Source organism: Mesorhizobium sp. M8A.F.Ca.ET.181.01.1.1 (assembly GCF_004792025.1).
Lineage (GTDB): Bacteria > Pseudomonadota > Alphaproteobacteria > Rhizobiales > Rhizobiaceae > Mesorhizobium.
The window spans coordinates 411159-424337 of the sequence record NZ_SRTV01000004.1 but is presented as its reverse complement, the minus strand read 5'-3'; the positions used below and the strand labels follow the sequence as shown (position 1 = coordinate 424337).

The 13179-nt window shown below is 63.5% G+C and carries 10 protein-coding genes; 8 read left to right on the top strand and 2 right to left on the bottom strand.

Annotation, left to right across the window (positions count from 1 at the left end; genetic code table 11):
- Nucleotides 1-153: 153 nt before the first annotated feature.
- The 5 genes from EN824_RS17795 to EN824_RS17775 all read left to right on the top strand — a co-directional run bounded on the left by EN824_RS17795 (nucleotide 154) and on the right by EN824_RS17775 (nucleotide 5488).
- Nucleotides 154-1311 carry a fumarylacetoacetate hydrolase family protein gene (locus EN824_RS17795; protein ID WP_135865253.1) on the top strand — a complete coding sequence of 386 codons (1158 nt, stop codon included), beginning with the start codon at nucleotides 154-156 and terminating at the stop codon, nucleotides 1309-1311.
- Between the two features lie 293 nt (nucleotides 1312-1604).
- On the top strand, nucleotides 1605-2540 hold the full coding sequence (locus EN824_RS17790; protein ID WP_127278978.1) for a substrate-binding domain-containing protein: 936 nt from the start codon (nucleotides 1605-1607) through the stop codon (nucleotides 2538-2540).
- A gap of 116 nt (nucleotides 2541-2656) precedes the next feature.
- On the top strand, nucleotides 2657-3643 hold the full coding sequence (locus EN824_RS17785) for an ABC transporter permease (RefSeq protein WP_127278977.1): 987 nt from the start codon (nucleotides 2657-2659) through the stop codon (nucleotides 3641-3643).
- 3 nt (nucleotides 3644-3646) lie between these two features.
- Entirely contained in the window at nucleotides 3647-4438 is a 792-nt protein-coding gene (locus EN824_RS17780) for an ATP-binding cassette domain-containing protein (RefSeq protein ID WP_127278976.1), read from the top strand.
- A 27-nt stretch (nucleotides 4439-4465) separates the two neighbouring features.
- Nucleotides 4466-5488, top strand: a complete 1023-nt coding sequence (locus EN824_RS17775) for a LacI family DNA-binding transcriptional regulator (protein WP_127278975.1) — start codon at nucleotides 4466-4468, stop codon at nucleotides 5486-5488.
- Nucleotides 5489-5790: 302 nt separating this feature from the next.
- On the opposite strand, the gene EN824_RS17770 is transcribed toward EN824_RS17775, so the two are convergent.
- On the bottom strand, nucleotides 5791-6381 hold the full coding sequence (locus EN824_RS17770; protein WP_127278974.1) for a TetR/AcrR family transcriptional regulator: 591 nt from the start codon (nucleotides 6379-6381) through the stop codon (nucleotides 5791-5793).
- Between the two features lie 491 nt (nucleotides 6382-6872).
- Between EN824_RS17770 and EN824_RS17760 the strand changes: the two genes are divergently transcribed.
- On the top strand, nucleotides 6873-10049 hold the full coding sequence (locus tag EN824_RS17760; RefSeq protein WP_135865418.1) for a multidrug efflux RND transporter permease subunit: 3177 nt from the start codon (nucleotides 6873-6875) through the stop codon (nucleotides 10047-10049).
- Between the two features lie 15 nt (nucleotides 10050-10064).
- A complete protein-coding gene (locus EN824_RS17755; protein ID WP_127279204.1) occupies nucleotides 10065-11216 on the top strand; it encodes an efflux RND transporter periplasmic adaptor subunit in 1152 nt (383 codons plus the stop codon).
- 44 nt (nucleotides 11217-11260) lie between these two features.
- Here EN824_RS17755 and EN824_RS17750 read toward each other — a convergent pair whose 3' ends face one another.
- Nucleotides 11261-12169, bottom strand: coding sequence for a LysR substrate-binding domain-containing protein (locus EN824_RS17750; protein ID WP_127873053.1), 909 nt, complete (start codon nucleotides 12167-12169; stop codon nucleotides 11261-11263).
- Nucleotides 12170-12283: 114 nt separating this feature from the next.
- Between EN824_RS17750 and EN824_RS17745 the strand changes: the two genes are divergently transcribed.
- On the top strand, nucleotides 12284-13072 hold the full coding sequence (locus EN824_RS17745; RefSeq protein WP_127873052.1) for a 2OG-Fe(II) oxygenase: 789 nt from the start codon (nucleotides 12284-12286) through the stop codon (nucleotides 13070-13072).
- Nucleotides 13073-13179 lie beyond the last annotated feature (107 nt).

Sequence of the window (13179 nt, the reverse complement as noted above, 5' to 3'; positions counted from 1 at the left end):
CGGATTTCACATTTCTGAAGGGACGGCTTCAATGAAGAACCGGTTATGGCAGCTCGAATTTGCCCCCGGACGGGATAGACCTTTGAGTGGAATCCGGTGAAAGTGCCGCGCCGATCCGGCCAGAATTTTCGATCCATTCGAGGAACCCAACTCATGACCAATCCGACACATCTGCCCTCCGAAGGCCTGTTTGTCGGGCGCGCCAGGAGCGGCGATGTCTCCCATCCCATGGTGGTCACCGTGCGTGACGGCACCGTCTTCGACATCACCTCGAGCGCGGCGCCTACCGTCCGTGACGTCTGCGAGTTGGCGGATCCGGCCGGCCATGTGGGCTCGGCCAAGGGCACTCCCATCGGTTCTGTCAGCGACATCGCGGCCAACAGTTTCGAAGCCACGCGCGATCCGGCAAAACCCTTTCTGCTGTCCCCGGTCGACCTGCAGGCGATCAAGGCATCCGGCGTCACTTTCGTAGTCAGCCTGCTCGAACGGGTGATCGAGGAACAGGCCCGCGGCTCGGCGGAAAAGGCCGACGCCATACGCGCCGACATTGCCGGCCTGATCGGCCACGACCTTTCCAAGCTCAAGCCCGGTTCGCCCGAGGCGATGGAGATCAAAGCCAAGCTGATTTCGCGCGGCGCGTGGTCGCAATATCTGGAAGTGGGCATCGGCCCGGATGCCGAGATCTTCACCAAGTGCCAGCCCATGGCCTCGGTCGGCTTCGGCGCCGATGTCGGCCTCCACCCGGTGTCGACCTGGAACAATCCGGAGCCGGAGATCGCCATGATCGCCGCCTCGAGCAGCAGGATCGTCGGCGCCACCATCGGCAACGACGTCAATCTGCGCGACGTCGAAGGGCGCTCGGCGCTGCTGCTCGGCAAGGCCAAGGACAACAACGCCTCGGCTTCGCTTGGCCCCTTCATCCGGCTGTTCGACGACACGTTCTCCATCGCCGAGGTGAAGCAGGCCGTCGTGCGCCTGAAGGTCGAGGGCGAGGACGGATTTTCGCTGGAGGGGGCGAGTTCGATGGCCGAGATCAGCCGCTCGCCGGAGGAACTGGTTGCCGCGGCCATGGGGCCGCACCACCAGTATCCGGACGGGCTGGCGCTGTATCTCGGCACGATGTTCGTGCCATCGAAGGATCGCGGCGAAAAGGGCAAGGGGTTCACGCACAAGGTCGGCGACATCGTCACCATCTCGTCGGAAAAATTCGGCGCGCTGGTCAACCGCGTGCGGCTGTCGCCTGATTGCCCGCACTGGACCTACGGCGCCAGCCATTTGATGCGCGACCTCGCCAAAGCCGGCCTGCTCTAAGTGGTTCTTCAGGGGCTTTCGCCCCAAGTGACCGCCCAAACATGATCGGGACAGTCCGCCGGGCTGCGCCTCGGCGACAATCATCCGACTGCCTGGAAAAAATCATCCCAACTGATGCGATCTGATGGGGTCGTTGATGGCGCCGTGTCAGGCGCCAACTACATCTGCAGATGGAGGCTTGCCATCCGCCGAAAAAGGGAATGCTCTTAGGCATCCGAGCGGCGCTGGCAAAAGACGCAATCCGGCCGAAGCCGGAACAAGGGACGGATCATCTTCAACCGGGAGGAAATCACATGCTGACGAGACTAAGACTTGTGCTCTACGGCCTGCTGGTCGCGCTGACGGTCATTCCGGCAGCCGCGCAGGCCAAGACGTTCTACTGGATCTCACATGGCGGGCCGGCCGACCCGGTCTGGACCTACTTCCTCGCCGGCGCCAAGCAATGGGCCAAGGACACCGGCAACACCGTCAACACCTCTTTCCACAATGGCGACGTCGCCTCGCAGCAGGAAGCGGTCCGCGCCGCCCTCTCCGCCAAGGCCGACGGCATCGTCACCACCAGCCCCGATCCGGGCAGCCTTGTCGAGATCGTCAAGGAAGCGCGCGCGGCCAACGTCCCGATCATCAACTTCAACACGCCCGATCCCAAGGCCAATTTCAACGCCTATGTCGGCGGCGACAACGTCACCTTCGGCAAGCATTGGGCCCAATATCTGGTCGACAAGGGTCTTGTGAAGAAGGGCGACTTCGTCTGGATGCCGGTCGAGATCCCCGGCGCCACCTATGGCGTGCAGGAAGAGGAAGGCATCAAGAGCGTCTTCGGCCCGCTCGGCATCACCTATGAGGTGACCGAAGCGACGCTTGACCAGGCCGAGGTGATCAACCGCATGGTCGACTACCTCACCGCCCACAAGGGCAAGGTCAACGCCATCATCGGCCTGGGCGACCTCGTCACCGGCTCGATCAAGCGCGTGTTCGACCAGGTCGGCGTCAAGCCGGGCGAAATCCCGGTCGTCGGCTGGGGCAACTCGCTCGACACCACCCAGGAAGTGCTGAACGGCTACGTCAATGCCGGCCAGTGGCAGGACCCGCAGGCGACCAGCTACGTCGCGCTGTCGCTCGCCAACATGGCGGCCAGCGGCATTCCCCCGGGCTTCAACGTCATCACCGGCGCGCTCTACGAGAAGGACACCGCGGCGGTCTACGACAAGATCCTGTCCGGCAAATAATCCGCGATCCCTGGCGCCGCGCATCTCGCGCGGCGCCAGCTATCTTCCTGCGCCGCGGCATGTCCACCCGATGCGGTGGAGGTCGCGGCCCGTTCCAACCATGTCGCGGGTTCCCAGTGGAAAATCATTCGCTCATCCAACGCCTGATCGCGCGGCCGGAATTCGGACCCTTCGTTCTGCTCATCGCCGAGATCGCCGTTTTCTGGGGTTTCAACCACGACTTCCTGTCGCCGCAGAACATCTCCAACACGCTGGCCTTCACCGTCGAGCTCGGCCTGATCGCGCTGGCGATGACGCTGTTGATGACGTCGGGCGAATTCGACCTTTCCGTCGGGTCCCTGTTCGGTTTCTCGCCGGTGCTGATGTGGACGCTGTTCAATGCCGGCGTCACCTCGCTGGAGATGGGCTTCGTCGTCGCGCTGGTGGTTGCCGCTTTGATCGGCCTGGTCAATGGCTGGTTCGTCACGCGGCTCAAGATCCCGTCCTTCCTGGTGACGCTCGGCATGCTGCTGGTGGTGCGCGGCAGCGCGCTTTTCATCACCGACGGGTTTCCGCAGCGCACCTGGAGCGCCGAGGGCAGCTGGCTGGCGGAGGCGCTGGTCGGCGATTTCTTCATCGGCCCGTTCCGCATCTACATGTCGCTGTTCTGGTTCATCGCCGCCGCGATCGCCCTCGGCTATGTCCTGACGCAAAGCCGGACCGGCAACTGGATCCAGGCGGCCGGCGGCAATCCCAACGCGGCGCGCGCCCGTGGCGTCAATGTCAACCGCGTCAAGGTCGGCCTGTTCGTGCTGTCTTCGCTGATGGCGTCGCTTGCCGGCGTCATTTCCTCACTGCGCACATCCGCCGCCAACCCCAACAGCGGCAGCGGCTACGAACTGGAGGTGATCGCCATGGTGGTGATCGGCGGCACGGCGCTGACCGGCGGGCGCGGCACCATCATCGGCACCGTGCTCGGCATCCTGATCCTGCGCGTCATGCGCAACGGCATCGTGCTGATCGGCGTGCCCGGGCTTGCCTACAACATCTTCATCGGCGCGATCATCCTTGGCATGATGGCGTTGCATTCGTGGCTGGAACGCCGGCACCAGGCGGGGACTTGAACCATGGCCGAGCCATTGATCCGCATGCAGAACATCCGCAAGTCCTATGGCCGCGTGCAGGCGCTGGTGGACGCCAATTTCCATGTCAACGAGCGTGAGATCGTCGGCCTGCTGGGCGACAATGGCGCCGGCAAATCGACGCTGATCAAGGTTCTCTCCGGCGCGGTGCCGCTGACCAGCGGCGACATCTTCATCCGCGGCAAGAAGGTCACCTTGCGCAGCACCAGCGATGCCATCGCCCACGGCATCGAGACCATTTATCAGGACTCCGCCCTGGTCACGCAACTGTCGATCGCGCGCAACCTGTTCCTGGGACGTGAGCCGATCAAGCCGCCGCGCTTCCTCAACCGCATGGACCAGGAGGCGATGAACACGGTCGCCCGCGATCTGCTCAAACAGGTCGGCATCTCCAAGAACATCCCGCCGACGACGCCGATCGGCTCGCTCTCCGGCGGCGAGCGCCAGGCGGTCGCGATCGCGCGCGCCATGCATTTCGACAGCGACCTGATCATCCTCGACGAGCCGACCAACAATCTCGGCGTCGCCGAAACACAAGGCGTGCTGAGCTTCGTGCGCAACGCGCGTGATTCTGGCCACTCCTGCATCTTCATCGCGCACAACATCCACCATGTCTTCCAGGTGGTCGACCGCATCGTCGTCATGCGCAGGGGCAAGGTGGTCGCCGACGACATCGATCCGAAGACGACGACCGTGACGGAAGTCGAGCGCATCATCACCGGCATGTCGGAAAAGGACATCCGCGACGCCCTCGCCGATGGCAAGCCGGGGCACTGAGGGAGCATCGGCATATAGGGTCGCGGCATGAAGGCCACCGTCTCCGACATCGCCAGGACCTGCGGGCTGTCGACCGCCACGGTCGACAGGGTGCTCAACAATCGGCCCGGAGCGAGTGCCGCCAACCGGCAACGCGTCATGGAGGCCGCCAAGCAGCTCGGCTATCTGCCTATCGCCGACCAGGTGACGCTTCCCTCGAAGCCCGCAAACCTCGAATTCTTCCTGCCGATCGGCAGCAACGCCTTCATGCAGGATCTGGCAAAGCATATCGAGGACTATGCCTCACGCCTGCCGCTGGTGGCATCCTGCCGGATCCACAATCTCGCCGGCATCTCGCCCAATGCCCTGCAGACAGCGGTCGAAAAATTGTCGCTGCGGGCCAATGGCGTCGGTGTCATCGCGGTCGATCATCCCAGGACACGCAACATCCTGCGCGACATCGTCGAGGCCGGCATCCGCCTGGTGACGCTGGTATCCGATATTCCGGCCGCACCGCGCTCGGCTTATGTCGGCATCGACAACCGCATGGCGGGACGGACGGCGGCCCTTTTGATGGGACGCTTCCTCGGCGGACGCGAGGGGCGGCTGGCGATGGTCGTCGGCTCGCGCTCCTATCGCGGCCATGAAGAGCGCGAGATGGGATTCCGCTCGGTGCTCGGCGAGGAATTTCCCAATCTCACCGTCAGCAGCGCCGTCGAGATCAATGACGAACCCGATGCCAGCTATGCGGAAACCATGAAGGCGTTGCGCAACGAACCGGAACTGCTCGGCATCTATTGCGTCGGCGCCGGGCGCTCCGGCATTGCCAAGGCGATCCGGGAAGCCAGGCCCAACCGCAAGCCGGTGTTCATCTGCCACGACCTGACGAGGGAGACGCGCGGCTATCTCGTCGACGACCTCACCGACGTCGTCATCGACCAGAACGCCAGGTTGATCGCGGAGCAGTCGGTCATCCAACTGCTCGGCTCGATCGCCTCATCGGCGCCCTATCTCACACGCAAATTCATCGAGCCGCGACTGATTTTCCGGGAAAACGTGCCGGTGCAGTGAGGCCCACTTTCCCGAATTCGCGCGGCGCCACGGCGAATCTGCACAGCAGCTATGCACAATTCATTGTTGCCGAATCATTGGGCAATTCGTAGTTTCTGGTTGTCGGCCATCTACTCCTCCCAGATGCGATGCCGACGCTGAATGGGGCGCACCTCCTCCCGCGCCACATTCGAAATCGAGCCCGCTGCCACCTCCTCCCGGCAGCGGGCTTTTTTCGTTCCGATCGGCAGCAATCGCGACGCCGCCACGCCACCTCCTTCCCGGTCACGGAATCGCATGGATCGTTGGCAGTCCGGCAGGTGTCAGTTTGCTGCAGTTCCCCTGAAGGAAACGATCAGCCCTTCCGCCATACGCACGAACTGCGTGCTGGGGCCTTCGGCGCCGACGGTCTGCACGCTGACACGCGCGCCTTCAAACAGCAGCGACAGCGTATCGGCGAGAAGTTCGGCCTGGCCGATACCGGCATCCCGGCAGAGCCCGACCAGGCGTTCGCGCTGGGCTTCCTTGAGCTCCTTGATCACGCGCCTTGCCGGATGATCAGGTTCGGTCAGTTCGGCGGCGGCATTGGCCATGTCGCAGCCGCGGCCATCGGTGTTGAGCATGGCGGCGGCCTTGCGAACCCAGGCATGAAGCTGGGCGAGTTTGTCGCCCGGATGCTCGGCCTCGAACGTTTCCCACATCGCGCCGGCTTTCAAGGCGTTGGCGCGCAGGCATTCGACGATCAGTTCGTCCTTGGACTCGAAGTGACGATAGAGCGTCATCTTGTTCGTGCCGGCAGCCTCGGTGATGGCGTCGACGCCGACGCCCTTGATGCCGTGCTTATGGAACATGTCACGCGCCGTCTCCAGAATCCGATCCCGGGGACGAGAGCGCTCCACGACGCCGTCTGTCATCATGATCTCCTTTCGTTTCCAAAAAACCCTCGGCCACCTCTTGACTAGGGTGTTACCGGTCTGTAACTTCCAGCATGTTACTTACTGGTAACACCTATAGCGTCCGTCGTCAATAACAAGGTCGTGAACTGGTCCTACCAGATCGAGATGGACGAAAAGATTGCCAATCATGCGGCTTCGGCCGGTGAAGAGATGAAAAACGGTTCGTGAGCATGGGCTGCGAATCGACAGACAAGGAGCCGGCCAATGCCACAGCGCCGCGATCTTACCATAGATGAGGCCGTCCGGGATCCGATGATCCGGCTGGTCATGAAAGCAGATGGGGTCGACCCCCGCGCCTTCGAGAACATGTTGCGCTCGCTTGCCGATGGGCAGCGTCGGGGGGTGCCGTTGCTGCGTTCACGGGAAATGTCCCGTGACGGGCATGGCCAGTTGTCCAGGGTCGCCAACGCCTTCGGGCGGGTAAGAGCGGCTGGAGAGGCGTGCGTGTCGTGGTAAACTTCTTCATCCATCGTCCGATCTTCGCCTCTGCGATCGCCATCATCATGGTGCTCGCCGGGACGATTTGTTATTTCCTGCTGCCCGTCTCGCAGTTTCCCGACATCACGCCGCCGCAGGTCGTGGTCAGTGCCCACTATCCGGGCGCCAGCGCGCAAGTGGTGGCAGACACCGTGACGACGCCGCTGGAGCAGCAGATCAACGGCGTGCAAGGCATGACCTACATGTCGTCGACGAGTTCCAATGACGGCTCGTCGACCATCACCATCACCTTCGATGTCGGCTATTCCTTGAGCACTGCCGCTGTCGACGTCCAGAACCGCGTCTCGCAGGCGGCATCCTCGCTGCCGGCGATCGTCAACCAGGGCGGCGTGACGATCAAGAAGCAGAACCCGAACTTCGTGCTGATCGTCAACCTGACCTCGCCCGACCATTCCGTCGACCCGGTGGCGCTCTCCAACCTGGCCTATCTGCAGGTGGTGGATCCGCTGAAGCGGCTGCCTGGCGTCGGCGACGTGCAGATCTTCGGCGAACGGCGCTATTCGATGCGCGTCTGGCTCGACCCGGACAAGCTCGCCAATCTCGGCATCACCGCGGTCGACGTCCAGAACGCCATCGCCGAACAAAACGTGCAGGTGGCGGCCGGCAAGATCGGCCAATCGCCGGCGCCCGCCGGCACCGCCTTCGAGATGCAGGTCAACGCCGTCGGCCGGTTGAGCGATCCGAAGGAATTCGGCGACATCGTCGTGCGTGCCAACACGGATACGGGTTCGCTGGTGCGGCTGCGCGACGTCGCCCGTATCGAGCTTGGCGCCCTGCAATATTCGTCCTCTGCCTTCTTCGGCAAGGACCCGACAGTGGTGCTCGCCGTCTATCAGATGCCCGGCTCCAACGCGCTCGATCTGCAGCAGCGCGTCAAGGACAAGATGCAGGAACTGTCGGCCCGTTTTCCCAAGGGCGTCGACTATGCGATGCATTACGACACGACGCGCTTCGTCTCGGCCTCGATGCATGACGTGCTGATCACGCTCGGCGAAGCCCTGGTGCTCGTCGTGGCGGTGGTGTTCATCTTCCTGCAGAGCTGGCGCACGACCATCATTCCGACCATCGCCATTCCAGTGTCGCTGGTGGCGACGCTCGTCATCATGGAGATGATGGGTTTCTCGCTCAACATGCTCTCGCTGCTCGGCATGGTGCTGGCGATCGGTCTGGTCGTCGACGACGCCATCGTAGTGGTCGAGAATGTGGAGCGACAGTTGGAAGCCGGGCTGAAACCACTGGCGGCGACAAAAGCCGCCATGGCCGAGGTGACAGGTCCGATCATTGCGACCACCGCCGTGCTCATGGCCGTGTTCGTGCCGGTCGCCTTCATTCCCGGTGTCTCCGGAAAGCTCTACAACCAGTTCGCGCTGACGGTGGCGATCTCCGTCGGTATCTCCGCATTCAACTCGCTGACGCTCAGTCCCGCGCTCAGCGCTGCCTTCCTGCGCCATCGCGGGGAGACGCAATTCTTCCTGTTCCGCTGGTTCAACACAGGCTTCGACAGGCTGTCGCATGCCTATGCCCATGGCGTGCGCATCCTTATCCGGCTGCGCTGGATCATGCTTGGCCTGTTCGCGGCCGGCCTGGTCGCCACCTATTTCGTCTGGCAGAAGCTGCCCTCGACCTTCCTTCCGGTCGAGGACCAGGGCTATTTCTTCGTCGTCATCCAGCTGCCCGACGGCGCTTCGCTGGAGCGCACCGATGCGGTGGCACAGAAGGCGCGCGACATCCTGCAGGCGACTCCCGGCGTCGACATCGTCGGCTCGATCAGCGGCCTGAACTTCCTGACCAGCGCGGCGCAGTCGAATTCGGCCGTCGAGTTCGCCATCCTCAAGCCGTGGGAACAGCGTGGTCCCGACCAGAGCGCCTCCAAGTTGGTCGCCGACGTGCGCATGAAGCTGCTGCAGATCCCGGAGGCCTTCGCGCTCTCCTTCGATCCGCCGTCCATCCCCGGCATCGGTACGACAGGCGGCTTCGAATTCGTCGTCGAGGATCTCACCGGCCGCGGCAGCACGGCCCTCAACGACGCCACGCAAGCGGTGATCGCCGAGGCGCGCAAGCAACCGGAAATCAATCCGCAGCAGCTGTTCTCGCCGTTCTCGACCTCGACGCCGCAGTTCAACTACAATCTCGACCGCGCCAAGGCGAAACTGCTCGGCCTCAACCTGCCCGACGTCTTCAACACGCTGCAGATCTATCTCGGCTCGCTCTACGTGAACGACTTCAACCTGTTCGGCCGCACCTTCCGGGTGACCATCCAGGCCGACAAGGATTCTCGTGCGGGTGCCGCCGATATTTCACGGCTCTATGTGCGCAATGCCTCCGGCGGCATGGTGCCGCTCAGCACGCTGGGCAAGCTCGTGCCGTTCGTCGGCCCGGAAACCGTGCCGCACTACAACAACAACGCCTCGGCCACCATCAATGGCGGCGCCGCGCCCGGTTATTCGTCGGGCCAGGCGGTCGCCGCCATGGAGCGGGCAGCGGCGACCGCGCTGCCCAGGGATTTCGGTTTCGAATGGACCGGCATCACCTTCCAGGAACTCAAGGCTGGATCGATCGCGTCGGTTGTGTTTGCCCTCGCCATCGTCTTCGTCTTCCTGATCCTGGCGGCGCAGTACGAGAGCTGGGCGATGCCGTTCATGGTGCTGCTGGCCGTGCCTCTCGCCCTGTTCGGCGCGTTCGCCGCACTTTGGGTGCGTGGCATGCAGATCGACGTCTATTCGCAGATCGGCTTCGTCATGCTGATCGGCCTGGCGGCCAAGAACGCCATTCTGATCGTCGAGTTCGCAAGACGGCGGCGCGAGGAAGGCCTCACCATCGTCGAGGCATCGATGGAGGCCGCCCGGCTGAGACTGCGGCCGATCCTGATGACCGCGTTTGCCTTCATCCTCGGCGTGGTGCCGCTGATGATCGCCACCGGCGCGGGTGCCGCAAGCCGTCAGTCGATCGGCACCACCGTGTTTGGCGGCATGGTCGCGGCGACCATCCTGTCGCTGGTGTTCGTGCCTGTCTTCTACGCGGTCATCGAACAGCTGCGCGAACGGCGCGGCGGCGACGAGCCCGCCTCTCAACACACTGAACCAACGGCCAAACCCGCCTTCCCTCCCCTGGCGGAAGCGGCCGAATAAGATTGGAGAATCATCATGCGTAAATGGAAAATCGCGTTGGGAACGGCTGTCGCGCTGGGTGCGATCTCGGTGGCCAGCGTCCACCTGCTGGACATGGGCAATCTCAGCCTGAATGCCGGCACGGCCGGGGCCGCGCCCGCTCCAGCCGCGTTCGTCATGCCGGTGCCGGTGGCGAGCGTCGTCAAGAAGACGATCCCGATCTACCTCGACTATGCCGCGCGGACCGAGCCGATCCGCAGCATCACGCTGCAGGCGCGCGTCCCTGGCTACCTGCAGGAACAGACGGCGCAAGACGGCGCCGATGTGCGGCAGGGCGACACGCTCTACAAGATCTCGCCCGACGACTTCCAGGCCGCGCTCGATCAGGCGAAGGCCCAGGTGCAGCGCGATACGGCGACGCTCGACTATGCGCGTTCCAATCTCGGCCGCGGTACCGAGCTTGCCAAGAGCGGTTACCTGGACAAGGACAGCTTCGACCAGCGCACCAGCACCTTGCGCGAGGCGCAGGCGTCGCTGGCGCTCAACCAGGCCGCCGTGCGCACGGCCGAGCTCAATTTGAGCTACGCTGAAATCCATGCGCCATTCCCCGGACGCCTGGGCCGCAACCAGGCCTCCGTGGGAACGCTGGTCAGCGTTGCCGGCACCGTGCTCAACACGCTGGTGCAGCTTGATCCGATCTACGTCACCTTCAATCCAAGCGAGACGGATCTGGCGCAGATCGAGGAAGCGCGTGCTGCCGGCCCAATCGAGGTCGAGGTCCTGCTTCCGGGTGAGACCGAAGCCCACCAGAAGGGCGAGCTCACCTTCATCGACAATACGATCGATCACTCGACCGGCACGATCACCACACGCGCCACCATCGGCAACGCCAAGTTCACGCTCTTGCCAGGCCAGTATGTTCGCGTGCGGCTGCACGTCAAACAACAGCCCGACGCGCTGATGGTGCCGCAGGTCGCGCTGGGATCAAGCCAGCTCGGCAAATATCTCTACGTCGTCGGCAAGGGCAATACGGTCGACCAGCGGCTGGTTTCGCTTGGGCCGACCAGCGGCGACATGGTCGCCATCCTCAGCGGCGTCGCCGAAGGCGACCAGGTGATCACAGGCAATCTGCAGAAGATCGGCCCCGGAATGCCGATTTCGCCCCTCCCACAGAAACCGGCTACCTGACTCCCCCGCAGGCCCGGTTTCCGCGCGGCGCCCTCGACCCTTTCTCAGGTCGCGGGCGCCGTTTTCACGAGCAGACCGACCAGAGCGGCGACGTCGGCGCGATCGGCCTTTGCCGGCGGCATGAAGGCGCAATAGGGGTGCCCCAGGCGCACCGAGACGGAAGAAAGCGCAATCAGCCGGCCCGCATCCAGATCGGCCTGGGCCATCACCCGCTGTCCAAGGGCAATGCCGAGGCCCAACCGAGCCGAGGCTATCGCCAGGCTTGAGAGGCCGACGCGGCGCCCCTGCGACGGGTCGGGCGACCGGTTGCCGCCGCATGCCGCGAACCAATCGGCCCAGCTCGGGTGCGAGGCATAGTTCGGCCCCCAATTGGTGTGGATGAACAGGCTCTCATGCAGATCGGTGAGGCCCGTATCGCCATTGCCGTGCCGCTGCCAGAAGTCCGGCGCGCAGACCGGCAGCACATCGTCATGGACCAGGCGGACCATCCGCAGGCCGGGATAGTGATAGTCGCCATAGCTGATGCGCAGGTCGACGTTCTGGCGCATCAGATCGATCGGATCATCCTCGGCACGCACGTCGATCGCCATGTGCGGGAAGGCCTCGAGGAGCACGGCCAGCCTCGGCGCCAGCCACAGTTCGGCCAGCGAGAATGGCACGCTGACGACAAGCCGTGTCCTCAGGCCGCCTTCGAGCATGCGCTGGCCGATGGCGGCAATGTCACCGAGCGCACGCGCCGTCTGCGGATAGATGGCGTGGCCGGCGTCGGTCAGCGCGATGCGATTGCCGGTGCGCACGAACAGTTGCTTGCCGAACCAGGTTTCGAGATTGCGGATCTGCTGGCTGACCGCCGCCGAGGAGACGCCAAGCTCGCTCGCGGCCAGTGTGAAGCTGCCGGCGCGGGCGGCGACCTCGAAGGCCTTGATCGCATTCAACGGCGGCAGCCGGTCCACATCAGCCTCCAGAAGTTTTTCTTGGCCAATCCTAATAATTTTCCACGTTGAGAGAAAGAATTTTTTGCCGTCTTCTGTGCCCAACCTTGGAGCTTCCCGATTGGAGCATACGACATGGAAGACATTCTCGACCTCGACCGCTATCCGCTCGATCGCGAAGGCAGCCCCGAATGGGATCGCCTCGTCGAGCAGTCGCTCGCCGCGCTCGCAGCCGACGGCATGTTCAATCTCGAGGGCTTTCTGCGGCCCGGTATCGCCGAACAAGCGGTGCGGGAAATCAAGCCGGTCATGGACGCGCGGTCCCATGTCCACAAGCGTTTGCACAACATCTACTTCAAGCCCAGCATTCCGGAATTGGCACCCGACCACCCGGCGCTGCGCAAGGTGGAAACCATCAGCCACACCGTCTGCGCCGACCAGATTCCCGGCAGCACGGTGATGGCGATCTACGAATACGAACCGCTGGTGCGTTTCCTCGCCGCGACGATGGGCAAGGCCAGGCTGCATGTCATGCAGGATCCGCTGGCACGCACGAATGTGATGGCCTATCGCGCCGGCGAAGCGCTGAACTGGCACTTCGACCGTTCGGAATTCACCACCACGCTGCTCCTGCAACAGGCGGAGCACGGCGGCGACCTGGAGTATCGCACCGATCTCAGATCGGATGAGGATCCAAACTATGACGGCGTTGCCAGACTGCTCGAAGGGCGCGATCCCGAAGCCAGGGTCCTGCGCATGAAGCCCGGTACGCTGAACGTGTTTCGCGGCAAGAACACCGCGCATCGCGTCACCACGGTCGAAGGCGACCGCGAACGGATGATCGCGGTGTTCTCCTACTATGAGAAGCCGGGCGTGATGTTCAGCGATGAGGAGCGTGTCGGTTTTTATGGCCGCGCGGCTTGATTCAGCCCAGCCGGCCGGGCTGCCAAGCAAAGCTCAGAAATTCGAGCATGGCCTCTTGTTAGATTGTCGACAATCTGATTGTCTTGCCTTCTGTTCTCGCTGGAGTG